The 18,724-nt window shown below is 58.5% G+C and carries 16 protein-coding genes; 6 read left to right on the forward strand and 10 right to left on the reverse strand.

What is annotated here, in order from left to right; genetic code table 11:
* Window positions 1-10 precede the first annotated feature (10 nt).
* The 4 genes from F455_RS20960 to F455_RS0113775 all read right to left on the reverse strand — a co-directional run bounded on the left by F455_RS20960 (window position 11) and on the right by F455_RS0113775 (window position 4,779).
* Window positions 11-1,768, reverse strand: coding sequence for an Eco57I restriction-modification methylase domain-containing protein (locus F455_RS20960; RefSeq protein WP_083918956.1), 1,758 nt, complete (start codon window positions 1,766-1,768; stop codon window positions 11-13).
* 125 nt (window positions 1,769-1,893) lie between these two features.
* Window positions 1,894-2,412 carry a hypothetical protein gene (locus F455_RS0113765; RefSeq protein ID WP_157578813.1) on the reverse strand — a complete coding sequence of 173 codons (519 nt, stop codon included), beginning with the start codon at window positions 2,410-2,412 and terminating at the stop codon, window positions 1,894-1,896.
* A 377-nt stretch (window positions 2,413-2,789) separates the two neighbouring features.
* Window positions 2,790-3,983 carry an SseB family protein gene (locus F455_RS22140; RefSeq protein WP_018973888.1) on the reverse strand — a complete coding sequence of 398 codons (1,194 nt, stop codon included), beginning with the start codon at window positions 3,981-3,983 and terminating at the stop codon, window positions 2,790-2,792.
* 1 nt (window position 3,984) lies between these two features.
* Window positions 3,985-4,779, reverse strand: a complete 795-nt coding sequence (locus F455_RS0113775) for a hypothetical protein (RefSeq protein ID WP_018973889.1) — start codon at window positions 4,777-4,779, stop codon at window positions 3,985-3,987.
* A 113-nt stretch (window positions 4,780-4,892) separates the two neighbouring features.
* On the opposite strand from F455_RS0113775, the gene F455_RS0113780 reads away from it, so the two are divergent.
* Both F455_RS0113780 and F455_RS22605 read left to right on the forward strand, forming a co-directional pair.
* Window positions 4,893-5,183 (forward strand): helix-turn-helix domain-containing protein, encoded by a 291-nt coding sequence (locus F455_RS0113780; protein WP_018973890.1) that lies wholly within the window; start codon window positions 4,893-4,895, stop codon window positions 5,181-5,183.
* A gap of 139 nt (window positions 5,184-5,322) precedes the next feature.
* The gene (locus F455_RS22605; RefSeq protein ID WP_083918957.1) at window positions 5,323-5,574 is read left to right on the forward strand and encodes a hypothetical protein; all 252 of its coding nucleotides are present in this window, start codon (window positions 5,323-5,325) and stop codon (window positions 5,572-5,574) included.
* 216 nt (window positions 5,575-5,790) lie between these two features.
* Here the strand turns inward: F455_RS22605 and F455_RS0113785 are convergent, their stop codons facing one another.
* The 5 genes from F455_RS0113785 to ssb all read right to left on the reverse strand — a co-directional run bounded on the left by F455_RS0113785 (window position 5,791) and on the right by ssb (window position 11,691).
* Window positions 5,791-6,195 carry a hypothetical protein gene (locus tag F455_RS0113785; protein WP_018973891.1) on the reverse strand — a complete coding sequence of 135 codons (405 nt, stop codon included), beginning with the start codon at window positions 6,193-6,195 and terminating at the stop codon, window positions 5,791-5,793.
* Window positions 6,195-8,216, reverse strand: coding sequence for a hypothetical protein (locus F455_RS23000; RefSeq protein ID WP_033409827.1), 2,022 nt, complete (start codon window positions 8,214-8,216; stop codon window positions 6,195-6,197). Before F455_RS23000 ends, F455_RS0113785 begins: the two co-directional genes overlap by 1 nt.
* The gene (locus F455_RS0113795; protein WP_018973893.1) at window positions 8,209-9,768 is read right to left on the reverse strand and encodes a site-specific integrase; all 1,560 of its coding nucleotides are present in this window, start codon (window positions 9,766-9,768) and stop codon (window positions 8,209-8,211) included. Before F455_RS0113795 ends, F455_RS23000 begins: the two co-directional genes overlap by 8 nt.
* Entirely contained in the window at window positions 9,765-11,054 is a 1,290-nt protein-coding gene (locus tag F455_RS0113800; RefSeq protein WP_018973894.1) for a tyrosine-type recombinase/integrase, read from the reverse strand. The genes F455_RS0113795 and F455_RS0113800 overlap by 4 nt, the downstream gene beginning before the upstream one ends.
* 127 nt (window positions 11,055-11,181) lie before the next feature.
* Complete coding sequence (ssb, locus tag F455_RS0113805) at window positions 11,182-11,691, reverse strand: single-stranded DNA-binding protein (RefSeq protein WP_018973895.1); 510 nt, start codon at window positions 11,689-11,691, stop codon at window positions 11,182-11,184.
* Window positions 11,692-11,875: 184 nt separating this feature from the next.
* Between ssb and F455_RS0113810 the strand changes: the two genes are divergently transcribed.
* Window positions 11,876-12,442, forward strand: a complete 567-nt coding sequence (locus F455_RS0113810) for an ECF-type sigma factor (protein WP_051084213.1) — start codon at window positions 11,876-11,878, stop codon at window positions 12,440-12,442.
* Window positions 12,443-12,455: 13 nt separating this feature from the next.
* Here F455_RS0113810 and F455_RS0113815 read toward each other — a convergent pair whose 3' ends face one another.
* Window positions 12,456-15,278, reverse strand: a complete 2,823-nt coding sequence (locus F455_RS0113815) for a serine/threonine-protein kinase (protein WP_018973897.1) — start codon at window positions 15,276-15,278, stop codon at window positions 12,456-12,458.
* Window positions 15,279-15,449: 171 nt separating this feature from the next.
* On the opposite strand from F455_RS0113815, the gene F455_RS0113820 reads away from it, so the two are divergent.
* From F455_RS0113820 to F455_RS23005, 3 genes are read left to right on the forward strand one after another with little or no spacing between them, the layout of a single operon-like run.
* Entirely contained in the window at window positions 15,450-16,751 is a 1,302-nt protein-coding gene (locus tag F455_RS0113820) for a hypothetical protein (RefSeq protein WP_211212324.1), read from the forward strand.
* Window positions 16,752-16,785: 34 nt separating this feature from the next.
* Entirely contained in the window at window positions 16,786-17,628 is an 843-nt protein-coding gene (locus F455_RS0113825) for a fibronectin type III domain-containing protein (RefSeq protein WP_157578818.1), read from the forward strand.
* A gap of 28 nt (window positions 17,629-17,656) precedes the next feature.
* Window positions 17,657-18,688 carry a hypothetical protein gene (locus F455_RS23005; RefSeq protein WP_157578820.1) on the forward strand — a complete coding sequence of 344 codons (1,032 nt, stop codon included), beginning with the start codon at window positions 17,657-17,659 and terminating at the stop codon, window positions 18,686-18,688.
* The last annotated feature ends 36 nt before the right edge of the window (window positions 18,689-18,724 follow it).

Consider the following 18,724-nt stretch of genomic DNA (forward strand, 5'->3'; position numbering starts at 1 on the left):
CGGCCACTTTTCACGGCTTCACCCTACCCTTCGCCAAGGAAGCAGTGCCCTCATACGCGACTCTCGCAGCCATTTCGAAGTCCGTCGTATTTTCGGTTGCCGCAATCCACGCCTTAGGGGCGGGAAGGAGCAGAGCATTTAGCTCCGACACGGCAACGTTTGTAGCGCTCGAGATCGTTCTGAAAATGCGGTCGACGGCCTTCGTATTAAGCAATGCGGCCATATGCTCAACTGAAATGGACGCCTGTTTCGTCGGCTCAAGCACGATGACATGATTCTCGCAAACATACGCCTCGTTCTTCTTCAGCCAAGCCGGCGAAATAGGAGCTGCAACCAGTCGACTGCGCTGGTCACTCGAGGTAAGCCGCTGCAAGAGAACCGATCTGATCTTGACTACACCTGCCTCATTGAACCCTTTTATCTGCACATAGGGCCTGCTTTTTCTTGACCGATGCTGCCGCCCATGGTCAAACACTCCATTGGGAGCAATATCAGTGGCCCAGATAAGGGGAACAATTAGACGGTCTTTTGGATCTACAGGGCGTTTGGCAAAGCGTGGGCGCTTGTCTCTGTAGGCAACTAGGCTGCCGATACGAGCCACGTACCCATAGTCCGCGAGTGTAAATTGCCCACGCTCGGCAGCAGCTACTAGTGCGGCGTCGTCTGCGCTCCTGGGAATCGGCCAAGGGCTTCCGGAGTTTGGCAGCGGAAATTTTCCGACATCTCGGTATTTTCCGTCGTCCGTTAGGACCACAATCTGTGTCTTGGCGTTGGCGTCGTCGCGATCAGCCTCTGTGGGCCTGAGTAGCGTGATTGCTGTCTCTTGGAGAACGTCGATGAACATCGACTTCCTATTTCCAAGCATATCGACGCTCAGCACGCTAGCTTCCCTAAGAAGCTTCGCTCTTAGTTTCGAAAACGAGTTGCCGGACAAGAAGCTTGTCGGCGTTAGAAGGCCAATCAAGCCGTCCCGCTTTGCGAGGCTCAAAGAACGGTTGATGAAAAGCCCGTAGATATTGGGCTGACCTTCGATGACATCGCCATGCGCTTCGCGATAGGCATGAACTTCGCTGGCTTTCAACTTGCGATAAGGGGGGTTGCAAATGACCGCGTCATACGTTGCTGATCCGGCAGCAATCAGGCCGTCCCCTATCGTCAGATTGAATGTTGGCGTGTAGCGCGACTCCCTGATGAGTGGAAATGTCGCCATCTCAAGAAGTGCTGCCGATAGATGGAGCAATTCTGCGTCAATGTCATTCCCACTAATAGCATTCTCGATCGCGATCAGCTTTTGCTTGGCTGTGAGCTTGGTCCCCTCGAGACCCTTCATCATGCGAAGAGCGAGTGGGACAAGAAATGCGGAACCTCCGCAAGCAGGGTCGTGCCAAGTATTTTTTACTAGCTCGACGCCTGCGCTAACCAAGTTGCTGATCAACCGGTCCGCCAGAATCGGAGGCGTGAAAAACAGTGCGCGTTCTGATCGAGTGCCCCTGTCGACCAAAAGTGCGTACGTCGTTGCAATCCAGTACGCGGCATCTCCAAACGGCTGGCGACTAACCCAGTCCGCAAACTCCTCGACAGCAGGATCGGCGACGTAAGCTGCCGTACCCCAAGGGACACGCGCAGATCTCAATTCAGGAAACTTGCGTGCCTGCCAAAGATGAAGAATCGCTCGAATGATCTTACCGGCGTCAATATCGTCGCCCGTCGAGGTTCTGACTGACTTCACACGTCGAAAGAATTTGAGGCGAGCGTCAGGGATGATCATGGCGCTAGATCACAGCCTTCCAGCTATCCGGCAAGCCCATGGAAAGCCCGATCTCTTCCATGGACGTCGCTGCTGCCGGCACCGAGCCTGTCGAAAGCCGAGAGCCAAAGGGGCGAAGCTCAAGGTCACTGCAAAACTCGCCGGACGTGGGTATGCCGGGAATCAGACGACCGATCGATCTCACGAAGTGAGACTGCCATCCAAAACAGCCCATCAGCGGTTCCCCGAGGATCGCCGACCCTTGCTCTTGAAGACTCCGAAGACCCTCCTATCAGACAGGACCAGAGGCTTGACAGCTCTTCTGGGTCAATCCCCAGCCGCTTGGCGTTTCCCTCAATCAAAGCGAGGCGGGTGAGCAGAGCATTCGACTGGGTCTCTAACTGCTTGTTCTCAAGGTGAACGACGTCCAGCCGCTCCTCCATCGACCTACGCTTTTCATCGGCGCCAGTCCGCAAGATCTTCACTCTTTTCTTCTCCGCCGCGGCGATTACCCGGTCTTGTCCATACTTCTTCAGAACTCGCCTGTCATGGCCGCCAGCAACTGAGACAGCAAGCGTGCAAATCAACATCCAGTAATTCGATTCGGACACGCTCCAGCTTTTCAGCGAGCGGCAGATTGCTTTGGAAAATGACGCGATCTTCAACTGGCGCAGACGCGCCTCTCCGCTCTAATTCCACGCAGTGTTCCCCCTTCACCCCGAACGGCGAGCCCCTAAGAGACTATACGCTTGGACAGCATGGACGACTAGCGGCTACCGCCAACCGAAATCTCCATAGCTGACTGCAACAAAACCCGCACGTCGGCGGCTTGGCATCCCATGCACAGCGTGTGGCGCCTGACGTGCAGGCCGTAAAAGTGTGCGCACGCTCCCTCTTCGGCGATATGGGCGAACTGCTCGGCGTGCAGTAGGAAAATTCCTACGCTACGCTAATTGACGATGATCGGTATCGGGTCGATAGCAGCCCTTCCCTACCCGCGATAAGCCTCCCTAGTGGTTCTTCCCCCAGCTACTTGAGGAAACTACTTCGCTGATCCTTTCAGCAACACGCTTACCAGAGATGGTTTGAATTCCCGACTCCCCTGAGAATGCGGGTTCAGCCAAAAATGCATATCCGGCCGGCTCTCAAAAAGTTCTCTGACGGTGAGAAGAACACACTGCTCGCCCCTAGGTTCCCACTGATACAGCCGATCTGAAGAACTGAAAAAAGGAATTACATCGACCCCATCGGATCGGCTCAACGTAATCACATTCAGGTCGGAGCCCGGGGGGATCATCCGACGATGAACTTCGTGCGGTTGGATCTTCACCGGCACCAACACCTCGGATTCGAGCAACTGGTTGTGGAATCGCTTGAGCCACGCCGCATCCCTGGGCACCTCTTGAAGCATCTGCTCCAACGTGCTCTCGACGAATCGGACTGCGTGCTGCGAGCGTTCATACACTGGTTCCAACCCCAGGTCACGTCCCCACTGCCTCATCTCCCCCTGCGGATCGTAGGACTGCACATCGAGGGGAGCCTTGAGTTCCTGGATATGCGGTTGGAGTAACGCGGCCATAGCTCGCTGCGCCCACTCAGCATGCTCAGGAGCGACAGCCAAGACGATCATCAAAGTCACGTTAGTGGGCGCTTCAGGACGGCAGGCGTCGACGAGATACGCCTTTTCGACATACGGAAGCCGAGGCAACGAGGTCCTCAGCCATTCCACCAGCCAAGCCGGCGCGTGCTTAGGGGGACAAAAAGCCATCGCAGTCGACTCCTGGACACTTTCCATCCCGACTTCCGCCACCTGACCCGTTTCCAACAATTCGTGGATCTCCTCGGGATACATCATCACCGCGTCGCGGTTGGGATTAAGCACCAAGAAGGCACCGAGCGTGAGCTCGAAGAACAGTCGCCCAGACATCGCAAGGACCTTCACGTGGCCTTGTGCAGCTTGGTGCGCCTGTTCGACGTCAGTGAAAAAGGGCAACGTGTCCTTCCCGGTGTCTGGATGCGGGAACTGGATGAAGCGAACTCGGCCGGTATCGTCGGAAAGCGGTGCGTGCGCATACAACGTTGCATCGAGCAGCGCACGAAAATAGGGGGCTTCATCGCGTCGCTCGATTGCCCGCTCACGCAGTCGTTCCAATTCTTCAACGGATACCTTCGCTATCGGAAGATTGGTAGCCGCAAACGGCGGCACTTCGTAGATCGGGATCTTCTTAGCTGTCATTTCAGTGAACCGCTCGCGCCCGAGTCATGGCATCAAGCAATGCCGCCTTCGAGGGTGCGCGCGTCACGTAGTCGTCGTTCAATCGCGTCGCCTCTGCGGCGAACACCACGGCGATCGCGCTGATGGGCAGTTGTGTCGGACGGGCCACCTCCCGGATTGCCCATTTCTCCAGTTTTGCGCGCCGGGTAAAGTAGCTCAGTGAATCTGCGAACACCTCGCCTAGCTGGCTAGAGGAGACTCCGCCCCGTTGATGTGTACTAGCCAGCGAGCGCATCGCCAGCTGAATCAGGTACATGACCTGGGTGATGCTGAAGGTCCTGAGCGCTTCACGCAGATTCGATATCGCGCATTCAGCCCAATGCGGGTTGCACCCGGATTTCGCGAGCGTCCAGCCCGCATATCGCAGAACCTCGGCGAGCGCCAAGTCCTCCCAAATGCCGAGCAGTGCATCCAGGGCGCTTTCAGAAGGTTCGATCCTGCGCAGCAGCTCGCTGGCGAGCGCCGTTCGTTCGCGACAGTCTTGCTTCGTCCAGCGGATGCGCCAGGCCAGTGTCCCCAGCCCAATCTCGCCCCAGCCCCTAGCGGTTAGCCAATCCTCGACGTTCACTAACGATAGCTCGGGTTCGATCATGCCGAGCGCCTGCAGCGAAAACAGCATGCGCTGCGAGAGCTTCTCGTGCGGTGACAAAGGCTCTTTCTGCAGCTCCAGCGGCAGCAATCGGGTAAGAGAGCTATCGGCTGCGACGCGCACCGCGGCAGTGAAATAGAGGGCAGCCCTAAGATCGGTTGATTCCACCGCTCACCTTCGAAATTGGCTGCACAACGGCAACCGTTTGAAAATGAACACTATAGATTGTAGCCCTTTAGGGTTCAATCCGCTTTCATCCGCGAATTCCCGGAAGTTCACGGATGCCGAGCAAACGATCCCTCCCCGCAGCGCTCAAGATGGCCCGCAAATCGCGCGGCTTGAGCCAGGAGGCTTTCTCCAATGTATCGAGCCGCACGTACATGAGTTCGGTCGAACGCGGCATTAAGAACCCTACACTGAACAAACTCGCGGAAATCAGCCAAGTTCTAGCTGTTCACCCTCTGACGCTGCTGATGCTCGCCTACACGGGCGGAAGTCCCGCAGAAATGGAGAGCTTAGTCACCCGGGTACGGCGCGAAGTGGCTTCGCTGACTCGTCCGAAATCGCGCTGACCAGTTCACACACGCAATTCTTCTCGTCGAGAGACGATACGACCAGTCGCGCACTTCTCGGCTTGCGCTGGCATACGCCTTGCGTCTACCTTGCACGTGGCAATCCTGCCCCGATGTGTGAACAGCCTACCCTTCCGAGATGAGCGACCTGGTTGAAGAATTCGAAGCGCGTTTGACCGATCGATACGGAGAATTCGTTCCTCCAACTGCGCTATGGAAAGAACTAGGCTTCGCCACGCCCGCATCGTTCCGGAAAGCCTTAGCTCAAGAACGCGTTGAGGTCGAAGTGTTCGACATCCATGGACGCCGCGGATCTTTCGCGCGGGCACTTGATGTCGCACGGTGGCAGGCCACGGTCTATTCTGGCCGCCGGCGCCACGCGAAAGTATGACGCACTGCCGCTAGACGATTGTCGGCAACGCTTTAGATTTGAGATCTCGGCTTGCATCGACAGCGAGCCTATGGCGCAACGGCCAGTCCGAAAGCTACCAAACGAAAGTACTTGCGCTTTGAGACAATGGGCACTCCACGGCAGACCACACAATCGGCTACGGAATCACAATCTTCGCAGATGCGTGAGCTTTAAACCCCCGGGGAGGAAATCCGGCTACTCCGTTTTTCTCAAATCCACGCGCGGAAGCGCCTTGTTGAGATCACGATCACTTAGGCCACGGACGTGAGCGTTATACTGCCAGACGATAAATTGCTCGAGCAGCATCGAATTCTCTTTAACGAGACGCTCATTTTCTTGTGTGAGGCGCGCGATTCGTTCAATAGCCACCTGCATATTGGGAGGCGCCTTTTGGACCTGCATTCCGTCCTTCAGACGTGTTTTTACCAGTTGAAAAGCTTCCTTGATCCGAACCACTCGATCAAGCGATTGGCGCGCAGGTGATCGCCCAATAACACGTTTGCAGGCAGACTGTGACGCGGACCATGTGAGCTTACCCCGCCATCCGTCCAGCAGCTCGACAATCCGGAGGGCTTCTTTGTCCGTTAGGTGCTTAGCCATTACTTGCCACTCTCGATAAGCGGCAGAGATTCTTCGCGTTCAACTTGATGTAGGCGCCGAGTATCTTTTCGCGAAGAAAGCGCACGTTTAATCGGACTGAACTGCTGCTCGTTTCTGAGCCGCACGATTGCTCCGTCCGGCACTTTCGAGTCTTCGAGAATTGCTATCAGCTCTGCAACGCGTTTTTCCGTCAAACTGTGAATCTCATACCAACGATCCGCACCTGCCGTTCCCTCAGCGATCTCGTATTCGGCTCGTTCTTTAAGCTGCCTGACTTGTTCGTACTCCGTCTTGATGCGCCCCAACCTCGCATCGCCTTTGATGCAAATCTGCTCAGAACAGTTCAGACAGTCGCGGAACATCTGGCAAGGAGACATAACATAGTCGTGAACGCAGAAGCCAAACTCTGTCACGTGCGCCGTCGGCATAGTCAAGCTGTTGAACTCCTGCCGAGTGATTGGAATGACACTAGCAATATTTTCTGCGATTTCCGTTAGAGGTCGGTCAAGTGTTAGGGCGGGATCCTTATCGCGAAGCATCTCCACAAGCTCGAATTCCGTCATGTGGTTGTAGACTCGATTCTCCCTAACATCTGTCCGGCCGGACCATCGCGCAATTTCGGACTGACTAAGACCACCGCGCTGTGCCATCGTGTTGAGCAGGTGCCTGAACTGATGAGATGTGACCTTGAAGGATCTTCCTTCACAGTCTTTTAGATCATGTCGATCGAAAACTGTCGTGGACGTATAGCCTGGCGCAGTCCCCCGTGGTCCGAGATCATTGTTGAAAACATTTATCGTAGGCTTCCAAAGCTCGCAAGGACTTGTAGAAAAATCTGTCCGCAATTGCTTGTCCCTCATGCAGAACAGAGCTTTTGAGTACCGAAGGCCCTTCTCCTTATCGAACCAAGGGAACCCGACTGGAAGACGCGCGTGAACCCACCTATTCAAGCTCGATAGCGTTTCGACCCCGTCTTCAGGGCTGAGGCCAAGCCGACGCATCTCCGCACGTAGGGAAGTTCTGTCTTCTCGGTTGATGCCAAGAGCTAATGCAACCTGCCCCACCGTCAAAGGTGCGTCATCAGCGACATGTGGACAATTTTTGTGCCGATAAAACTTATCCGGATGAGTTTCCAACCAAGACGCGAGTTGTCGTGCCTCATGCGTCATTCTCCGCACCCTTGTTATTGCCTCTCGAGACAAGGCCACCATGGCTTCAGGAATCCACTTGATCATTGGTGGCGCCCCTTTCCCAGGCATGAAGCGCCAGCCATAGGATTGCCCGCCATCGCGTTTCGCCTCAACGACCTGACAATCTTCCATTAAAGCAAGAACCTCGCTTCCGCGCGATGGAGCGCTCAGAAGCATTGCAGCCGTCGAAGTTGTGAAGATGTCTCGATCAACCGTTGGGCTTGATGCAAAGATTTGAGCCAACGCGTCCAACGCCTCCATCGACGGCAATTTCTTTTCGCGATCTTCTCGAGCTTTCTTGCCCGTGCGAACTGTATCTTGCGGCCTACCAATTGGATTTTTCCAATCGAGAGCGGTTGGTACCAAACGCTTCTCAGATACGAATCGTGCTAGCTCCTCAAGCTCGCGACCGGCATGATAGGCAGCTCCTGGGGAGTATTGATTCCGAGCCAGTACGGCTGCGCGATCTAGCACATCGCCTCGAATGCCCGCGATATTGGGCCCTGATGCACCCTCATCTAGAGCACGCTCGAGGCATTTCAAAGCGCGCATCTCTGTTTTGCTTTTGTTTGGCCTGATACCTTGTTGATATCGGAAATACGCCTTGGCAAACTCGGCGAAGGGTTCCTTCATCGCGTTTTCAGGACGCAGCTTTCGAGTGGTCTGCTCGATGTTGCCAAAAGCTACACCTGCGCTATGCCAGCTATAGCTCTCCCAATCGAGATCCGCACCAAATATAGTCAAGTCGTACCGACATACACGGATAAACTCGGCGAAATTTTCCTTCGCGGAAAGATCATGACGAGGGGTGAACAAAACCATGTTAGACATTGGCGGCAACCTTTATCTCGTCTCTTCGCAATTCGCAGCGCCGGATCACTTCAGCCACCGCAAATATTGTGCGATCGTTGATCGACGCTATGGTTGGATCATTTGTTATCTCGCGCATTCGATCTCGATCTGCTATCAGTTGGGCAAGCACCTCTTCATGCGGGCCATCGAGCCACGGCTGAAAGAAACGGCACGTGTAGCAAGCGATCGGCGCCAAAGCACCGCAAAACCCAAAGTGGCCACAGGTGCCCGCGCATTCGCCTCGCCGCGTGCGGACTCGACTCGCTAAATCGCTTCCCCGGACAGCATCGCGCTCGTTTTCGACAAGAACACCAGCGAATGCCTGAGCCAGGGGCGCCAACTGCATGGCGACAGCTCTGTCGATCGCTTCCACGTTTTCCGGTACGTTTTGCGTGTACACACGCGCATTCTGATCGTCGGAATGGTCAAGCAACTCCGCTATCACCAACGACCCATAGCCTTCACGCGCTGCACGCGTTGCTAGCGTACGCCGAAGACGTGTTGGGTAAACGGTTAAAAACTCACCCGTACGTTCAGACGTAATCTCTAACGCCCTGATCGCCTTCATAGTGAGACTGCGTAACTCATTTGTTGGCCGGTGAAATATCTCAGTCCCAGCAAATGCGATCGTATTCATTTCGGTCATTCCGTCGTTCAGTGCTCCCCAGTCGGGAAAAATCGGCAGCTCCCTGAATACTTCATCACGAATGAATGGATGGGCTTGATCCACACGTCTACGGTTTTCTTCGAGAAGTAGATGCACCGCTAAACCGATTTCGGACGAGATCGATACAGGCTTGAATTCGGAGCGCCACGCAACGCCGCGTTGCTTTCGCCGCGGCACATTGAGTACGTACTCCTGCAATCCATCGGAAGCGGTTGCGACAATAAAATCCTTGACTCTCAGGTCTCCAATTTGCGCCGGTCGCCTTCCCGTGGCCATGAACAGTGTGACTAAAGTAAATACGTCGAGATCGATCGCTCCACTCTCAAACTTGCTAAGCAAATGATCTTGCAAGGCTTCATATTCGAGGTCGCTCAACGGCCCATCGTTCGGACAGGCAATCTGTACCGCTAGACCCTTCTGATTTCCCTTCAGTCTCCAACTGGATAAAAGTGAGATCACATCTTCATCGATACCTTCCAGCCTAAGTTCATGCCATTTCTTGAGGAACCCTGAAAGCGCGCCTAAATAGTGCTCTGAGGCGCTATCGAGAGTGGCCCGGTAACTAATGATTGTGGCACTCATAATCCTGGAAACGGGCGACGAGATGTCTGCCGAAAATAGGGCAAAATGCTTAAACCTATCCGCCATGTTCGCCGTATGTGCCGCGGAGTATGTCGTGGCATACATCTGAAGAATTTTTCGCGCACTTATCTCAAGGATCGTATCCAAGAGGCCACGCATCCAACCAAGCTTGACGGTCTTGTCTCGCGAGAGAACCCAGATGTCCGAATGTGGGTCGAATTTATGACCATCGAGCGAAGCACATTCAACAATCGTCGTTAACTCTCTTCGGTCAAAATTCATGTCATGTCCTTGCGTTTGCGCTGCTGGAGTTTGAGAAACGCTTCACGTGCCTTTCGTTGGATATGCCGCCGCGTATATGTGGCGGAAGTACCGGAGCCTTCCTTCCAGCCCATCAAATAGGACCTCATTTGCTCCTCCTCGGCTGCCGTAGCGTTCGTCGTATCCATCAGTTCTGAGAATCTGTCGTTGTTCGTATGCCTCATGATGTGGCAGCAGAGCCCAGCGAGGCGTTTAGGATCTCGTTGCTTGAGCGTCGACAAAACCTTGCTTAACCCCTTCGCCGAAAGGGGGTGACCAAAATGCTTGCCTTCTTTGTGAACGACGAATAGAAACCGGTGGCGTCGTGCGGGAAAAGCCGATCGACGGTCTGTGAGCACGTAGTTCGACGCCATCTTCCCGAGCTCACTTGACAAGGGAATTCTGCGGTCCAATGTTTTGGCGACCGGCTGTTTCACTCTGGGGTCGTCAGGATCCCCGTGCCGCCGTGCGATAACCACTTCGTTCTTTTGAAAATCGAAGTCCGTTACTTTGAGCGCAAGCAACTCCCCGGCGCGAATTCCCGTTTCGTCCAGTATCCGCACGATGACCTCGTTTCGGTGCTGGACAGCTGAACCGAATGGATTGTCTTCGGCGCCTATTTCGGCGATCTGAAGTAGCCGCTCACGAGCAACTTCAGACAACCCGGATCGGGAAGACAGGCGGCTACGCGGGCCCTTTTTCGGCCGTTTAAGCTTCAACGCGAGTGCCATTTCTTTGATTTCAGCTCGAGAACTGTCGCTGACCTTTTTGGCGGTTTTCTCGATGAATCGTGTCGCCAGCCACGTGAGGTACTTCGCGATGTAGCTCAATCTGGCATGTTGGGTCCCGGCCGAAACTCCGCGATCAGACGCCTCGATTTGCGCTCGTGCACCTTCGACTCGGCGCAATCTAGGTAGGCTAATTACCACCTTGCCGCCGCCCTCAGGCGATCGAAATGACGAGCGCGCATGGTTTGCTAGCGACTCGATTTCCGCCTCGGTCAGATACTCACGGCGGGCAAACCGTTCCTCGAGCTGCACACCGCGCTTATCGGCCCAGGCCAAGAGACTTCTGACAGCACCGAGCGCGGCAAAGGTTGTGTTGGGTGCCTTGCCCGCGTTTCGTATCTGAGTGACCGAAAACAGTGTTGCGGACCAATGCGGGTTTCCCGCCTGGTCGGTCAAAACGGGAACGCGCTCCCCGTCGGAGAAGATCACGAAGAAGAGCCGGAATTGATTCATCGCCAGATCAGCCTGCCGCAAGAACACGGCAAAATTGTCTGGTAGGACTTATCCGAATACCACTCTCTTTTTCGCAACAATCTTCAGATAAAGAAAGAGCCAGCAAAAATGCTGGCTCCAGAAGAAAACGCAACGAAACCCGTGATGGTAGCTGTCAGAACGGAATCTCGTCGTCGTCGAAATTATCGGCAGGCGTCTGCGCCGGCGCACTGCGCGGCGCGGGTGCGGACTGCGGGCCACGTGCGGGGCCGCGCTCGCGTTGCGCGCCGTAACCGCCACCGCCACCACCGCCTCCGCCACTGTAACCGCCACCCTCGCCGCCTCCGCCTTCACGGCCACCGAGCATCTGCATCTCGTCGGCGACAATCTTGGTCGAGTAGCGCTTGACCCCGTCCTTCTCGTATTCGTCGGTGCGCAGGCGGCCTTCGACATAGACCTGGCGGCCCTTCTTCAGGTACTCGCCCGCGATCTCGGCGAGACGGCCGAAGAATTCGATGCGATGCCACTCGGTGCGCTCCTGCTGCTCGCCGGTCTGCTTGTCCTTCCACGACTCGCTGGTCGCGATGCGGATCGAAGTGACCGCGTTGCCGTTGGGCATGTAGCGCGTCTCCGGATCAGCACCGAGATTGCCCACGAGGATGACTTTGTTGATGCCGCGTGCCATATGTTTTCTTCTCCGATCCGGCGCGATTGTATGGGCCAAATCATAACACGCGCGGGGGCGCCGGCTTCGTCCGAAACCGACGTCGCTCCGTGTACGAAAAAGCCGACGCGGGGATGTGGGCAGCCGCCGATTTGGCGCTATCATGCCCGAGCTGGACGAAGGCTGCCCGCCGCTGCGAGATGGCATGAACGACTTGGCGATCGACTTCCTCGACGACTGGAATGCGCAATTGCCGGCCGACGCGCGCGCGCTCGCGGACCAGCTTTTCCCGCTGTTCTACGACGACCTGCGCCGCCTCGCCCACCGCGAACGCCATCGCGTCGGCGCCGGCGCCACGATGCAGACGACCGCGCTGGTCAACGAAGCCTACCTGAAGTTGCGCCGCGGACAGGCCTGGGAGACCGACTCGCATTTCCTGCGCGCGGCGGCGCTGGCGATGCGCCACGCACTGGTCAACCACGCCGAGACGCGACAGGCCGCCAAGCGCGGCGGCGGCTTGGAGGCATTGCCGTTGACCGCGGCGCTCGACGTGGCGACTGATTCGGATGCGTCCATTCTCGCATTGAACGAAGCACTGAGCCGGCTGGCAAAGGAATCGCTGCGCCTCGCCCAAGTCGTCGAGTGCCGCTATTTCGCCGGCTACAGCGACGTCGAGACCGCCCACGCGCTCGGCATCTCCGAGCGCAGCGTGCGCGGCGACTGGACGCTGGCGCGCGCGTGGCTGCATCGCGAGATGGCCGGCAAAGGATGAAGCGCCACGATTATCACTTGGTCGCCAATCTACGCAAGTCGCGGCGGTGCGTGGTTGGGCTGGAAGGATCGTCGTAGCGCAGGCTCGCGGTCGCGGCTTCGTCTTCAAATTTCTGAGCGGCGTCGAAATCGCCGGTCGCCATCAGTGCATCGGCACGGATACGCTGCAGGTACGGTCCCATGCGCGCGTCGCGGGCGCCGGTCACTTCGTTCCAGATGGCGAGTGCCGTCTCGCTTTCGCGCAGCGCGGCAGCGTGATCGCCTTGTGCGAGCGCAGTGCGCGCGAGACCCCCATGCGCGAGCGCGATGTGCGCGAGCTTGCGGCCTTCGGCAGCACCGACAATGACAGCGAACTGCTCCTTCGCCGCGCCGAACTCGCCATCCTCGATCAGCAGACGGCCATAGCTTTCGCGTGCGGCCATCGTCTGCGGGTTGCGGTCCACGTCGTGGGCGAGGTAATCGTCGAGTGCGAGTTTGAGCTCACGCCGCGCATCGTCGCGGCGGCCCGCGCGCAGATAGGCTTCTCCGAGAATGCGGCGCGCCTGCCGCGGCTGATGCGCGTAGGCGTGTTCAATCTGAAGATAGCGGGAAACCGATTCGAGTTCCGGGATCGCTTCGACGGCACGTCCTTCGGCCCGCATGCGGTCGCCGTGAAAGAGCCGAATGAGTGCGGTGTCTTGATTGAGCTGTGCGAGCGGCGGCAGCAACGGGATCAGCCGCGCGTATTCGCGCGAGGCCGCCTCGCGGTCGCCGGCAAGGTGCAGGCTGACGGCGGTGAAGCTGCGCGGAATGAGGGCGATGAGCGAATCAGCGCCCATCGTGTGCTCGGCCAAATCGACGGCACTCGCATATGCTTTGGCCGCTTCGATGTAGCGTCCAGTGGCCTGATAGATCAGGCCGAGGTTGTTCCACAGTTTTATCAGTTCGACGTCGTCGCGCTCGGGTAGCGTCTCAGCCAAATTCAACGCGCGATGGTAAGCAGCGATGGCCTCGTCGTATCGCAGCCGCCACCCGAGAAAATTACCCAGCTTGATCAGCGCCGTCACATGGTCTCGCGTGCGTGGCGCGCCCGCCTCGAACAAGCCTATCGCCTTCTTCAGTGCAGCTTCGGCGGCGGGCGCTTGGGTGTCGTCGGTTAGCAGGCGCACGCTCTCGGTTGTCCACCAGATGCCGCGCCGCTGCGCATCGGCATCGTGCGCCGCATCGAGCAGCGCACCAGCGTCCGCTTGCGCCTTGGCGCAATCCTTCGCGCTTTGTGTTTCGTTTGGCGCGATACAGACGCGTTGAGCAGCTTGCACGGCCGCGTCGAGCAGGTCGGCGTGGTACGGACCATAGCGCTGACGCGCCAGTTCCAGTTCCCGCGCCTCAAGCTTGTCCGCGGTAGTGCCTTCGTCGAGCGCGCGATAGATTTCGGAAGTGGTGCGCAACAGATCGATCCGTGTGTCGGGGTCGTCGGCGAAACGCCCATCGATGCGGCCGGCGGAGATGTCGAGCAGCTCGCGCGCCGTGATCTGGCCGCGCGGCTTGTCGCTGGCGATGCGTGGATCGCTGGCCTTGAAGATGCCGAGCAGAAAGTTCTTCGCTGCCTCTGCGCGCGCGGCCTGCATCTCGGCTTTACGCGCCTGCCACAGCGTCCCGGCCAATCCCGCTGCCAGTGCAAGGACCAACGCAGCAGCCGCCGCAACCGCCCAACGATAGCGTCGCAGCACACGCCCGAACACGTACATGCGCGCACCCTCGCGTGCGAGCACGGGCTCGCGCGCGCGATGACGCTGCAGGTCGAGTTTGAGACCGTTGACCGTGTCGTAGCGATGGGCGCTCTCGCGGCGCAGGCATTTGCCGACGATCGCATCGAGATCTCCGGTCAGGGCGCTCGCCGGCACCGGCGCGTCGGCTTTGTCGCGAACCACGCGACTTGGCGGCGGCGCGTCGCGATCAAGCAGCGCCAGTGCCTGCGGCGAAGGCAGACCGCTCTTGCGCAACGGGCGTTCGCCGGTCAGGAGTTCGAACAGCAGCACGCCGAGTGCGTACACGTCGGTCGCCGTCGTCACGGGCTCGCCGGCGAGTTGCTCGGGCGCGGCATAATCGGGGGTGAACGGCGCAATGGTCATCGTCGGATCGGCCGCATTCGGCGATGCGCTAGCATCGATCAGCTTGGCGATGCCGAAATCGAGCAACTTGACCTTGCCCTCGGCGTCGACCAGCGTGTTGGCCGGTTTCAAGTCGCGGTGGATGACGAGGTTGCGGTGCGCGTAGGCGACGGCATCGCACACTTGCGCGAACAGGTCGAGGCGCTCGTACAGCGTCGCACGGCGCGCGTTGCAATATTCGATCAGCGAAGCGCCTTCGACGAATTCCATCACCGTGTAAGGACGACCATCCGGTGCGACGCCGCCGTCGAGCAGGCGCGCGATGCCGGGATGATCGAGCCGAGCGAGGATCTGTCGCTCGGCGTGAAAGCGTTGCAACTCGCCGATCGCCTCGAAGCGCAACAGCTTGAGTGCACCACGCTGCGTGAATCCGGCCTCGGCACGCGTCGCCGCATAGACCTCGCCCATGCCGCCGCGACCGACCAGTCGATCGATGCGCCAGGCGCCGAGAACCGTGCCCGCAGCGAGCGAGGGCGCGACAGTGACAACCTCCATCGTTTCTGCAGCGAGCGGCGGCGTGTCGAGCACACCCTGCGCCGCATTGGCGCGCAGCAATTCCTCGACTTCGCGGCGCAGCGCCGCGTCGTCGGCGCAAATGCGAGCAAGCCAAGCGGCTCTCTCGGATTCCGCCAGTTTCAGCCCCTCGGCAAACAGGTTCGCAAGACGTTCCCAACGTTTGTGTTGCACGACCGTTCCCCGATGTCGATGCGTTGCCGGCGGCGATATTGCGCTTTTCCGCGTGACTTGCAAATGACCGCGCTCGTACGACGCGTTGCCGGATTGCGCGCCGTTTTCTGTAACTCCATTGCAGGCAGGCACCCGACGATCACGACACATCGCACAGAGAGGCTGATGCAAATGTCCAGAACTGACATGTTGAAAGCGGGGCTCGGTATAGCGCTCGGTTTAGCTGTCGCAATCGGCGGCGGCGTTCGCTCGGCGGCGGCCAATAGCCCAGGCACGCCTGCCAATACGGACACCTGCGATCAGGATCCGAACACCTCCCAGCAGCACACCCAGTTGCCTGGTCCGTTCCATGGCGATTGGAACGTCACCACGGGTGACGGCACGACGATCGCCATCAAGTTCCACCAACTCATGGGTGGATTGCGCAATACCGTCACGGGCACGGTGACGCCGCAGACGCTCAAGATCGTGAACGGTCATGCCGCGAACAAAACCTCCCTTCACCTGACCGTCTCGGTATCGGGCCAGAAAGGCGACGTGGTGTTGAACCTAGCGCCCAATGGCAGGAGCTTCACCGGCAGCGGCCAGTTAGCCGACGGCACGGCGATCACCTGGATCGGCCGGCAGGTGTCGTCCGGCACCATCAGCGCAGCGCCGCCGCAGACCCAACAGATCTATGCACCGTCCCAGAGTCGGCGAACCTACGCCGCGCCCCAACAGACTGCGTCGACCGACGAAGACATGTCGGCGCAGCAGACTGAGCAGAACGACACACCACCCCAGCAAACTCGGCGAAGCCACGCCTCGGCTCAGCAGTCTGAGTCGAGCGACGACGACATGTCGGCCCAACAGACTCAGCAGACGTCGCCCAAGCGGACTCGACAGGCGCACGCGCCAGCGCAACAGTCTGAGTCCACCGACGACGACACAGCGCCCCAGCAGGCTCAGCAGACTGAGTCGACTGACGACATGTCGCCTCCGCAAACCCAGCAGGCTTACCCGCCTCCGCAGCCGGCTCAATCGCCGCCGGTGCGCTCGCTGTCGTCCGATTCATTCCATGGCAATTGGAGCGTAAGTGCGAGCGATGGCACGACGTTTGCGATCAACTTCCGTCAAGGCAAAAGCTCGTTGGGAAAGAAGCTGCTTCACGAAATCACAGGCGGAGGGCAGAACAACATCACGGGCACGGCGATGCCAGCAGTGTTGAAGATCGTGAACGGCTCCGTCATGAACAAAATCTACCTTCACCTGACCGTCTCCATGTCAGGCCAGAAGGGCGACGTGATGCTGACGCTGGCGCCCGACGGCAATAGCTTCACCGGCGCGGGCCAACTGGCCGATGGCACGGCGATCGCCTGGACCGGCCAACGGGCGTCGTCCGCTGCGCAGACTCAGGCGACCGACGCTTCTCGCCCACGCAACAAGATCGATCGCTTGCGCAAAGAGATCTCGCAGAACGATCAGCCGACCTGACGGCGCGTGCAGGTACGCACTTTTTCTTGCCATCTTGAAAAACGAGGAGGTTCAAATGTGTCATGCAATTCGTGCAATACCTGTCTGCGGGCGCCTGTGGGTGCGGAGCACTGCCTTCGCCGCGCTGACGCTCGCCGCGGTCGGGTCCGCCCATGCGGGTTGCGGCGATCGGCCCGGGACACCCAACAACGTCACCATGGTCGCGACGTCGCCGCACTCGGTCGAGGTCAGCTGGCGCAATACGACCTTCAAGGGGATGAACCGCTCAGGTTCGACCAGCAGCGATCCCACCGGCAACATGTATTTCGACATGTATTTCCGCAACGGCCAAAAGCAAAACATCGGCAAGGACCTCACCGGAACCGGACCGTACCAAGTCAATTACGGCATGGTGTCGTCGCACGTATTTGACAACCTGTCGCCAAACTCGGCCTATTGCTTCGCGCTGCGTGCACGAACCCGCGGCGGTACGCAGGGTTGCATCTCGGCGGTGACGTCGAACTGGGCTTGCGCGACGACGCTGATGGCCAATGCCAAGCCGATAGCTTCGCCCCCGAAACCCGGACAGCAACAACCGGTCATCTCGCTGCAGGGCGGCGCGAACGGCACCGATCGCATCACCGGACACGGCTTCCTGCCCAACGCGCCGGTCACGATCCGGGTGACCAACCGCCAGCTCAACCAGGTCTTCGTCGAGACGATCGGCGGCCGGCGAATCACGTCGACGCCATCGGGCACGCTCGATGTGACGTTGGCCGGCTTCTGCAAAATTCAGGGCGACGAGTTGTTCTTCACCGCCAATGACGGACGCCCCAATCCTGCCGACAAGGCGACCGGGACGCTGTGGAGCAATGCAGCCACGACCCGTTGCAACTGACCCGCGGATTCGCACGAGGCTGAGCGAAATGTCAAAGACCAACAGACGAGAGTTTTTGCTTGAGAGCGTTCCTTTGATCGCCGCGCCATTGTTGATTTCTTTGTTTCCGGAAAAAGCCCTGGCCGGCCCCACGGTCCAGGGAGATTGGCGCTATTGCGGCAAATGCAGCTCGATGTTCTGGAACGGAACAACGAACAAGGGACGTTGTTCGGCCGGCGGTGGCCATCAGGCACAGGGATACGATTTCGTTCTCCCCTACGGCACTCTCGCCGAGACACCGACGGCACAAGTCAGCTGGCGTTTCTGCGACAAGTGCTACGCGATGTTTTTCGACGGCTTCGCCGACAAGGGACGCTGTCCGGCCGGCGGTGGTCATCATGCCCAGGGATTCGTGTTCCGATTGCCGCACGACATCAATGCGGATGGCGGCAACCAGGGCAACTGGCGTTACTGTCAGAAATGCAAAGCCATGTTCTACGACGGCTTTCCGGGCAAGGGCAGTTGCCCGGCGGGTGGCGGCCATCAAGCGCAAGGCTATGCGTTCGTGCTTCCCCACGGCGCCGAGCCTTCTCGAAACGTGGCCGCGGACCTACACCTGCGGTCCGGGCTCAGCACGGACGGATGGGCGCCGATCAGCGGCTGGGTGGACATCGTGATGAAGCCGAACGGCGACTACGTGTTCTCCGGACACGTGCATAACGCCGGCGCTGTGAACATCCGATACAGCCTGGCGGCGGTCGTGGCCACACCATCGGGGCAATCGTTCGGCTTCGGCATCAAAGGCCATCGCGTGGACGGCACCGAAACGGTGTTCGGGCGCAATCGCGACCACAACTGGAGTCAGGCCAAGAACGATCCGCGGATTGCCAGGAACTGGGACTCGGTCGCCCAGGGGACTCTCAGTTGGCGCCTGGCCGCCTCCGCGACGATCACTTCGACGATCGAAAAATTCATCGACGACACGGCCAGGGAAGCATTTCAAAAGTTGGCACAACGAATGAATGCCTCGCCCGGCGGCCAGGCCGCGAAATTCTATATGAACCTGCTTTTGACATTGTAGGAGTGTGCTCATGGATTCGTTGGCCCAAGTTCCCAG

This window comes from Rudaea cellulosilytica DSM 22992, assembly GCF_000378125.1.
In the GTDB taxonomy this organism is placed as follows: Bacteria; Pseudomonadota; Gammaproteobacteria; order Xanthomonadales; family Rhodanobacteraceae; genus Rudaea; species Rudaea cellulosilytica.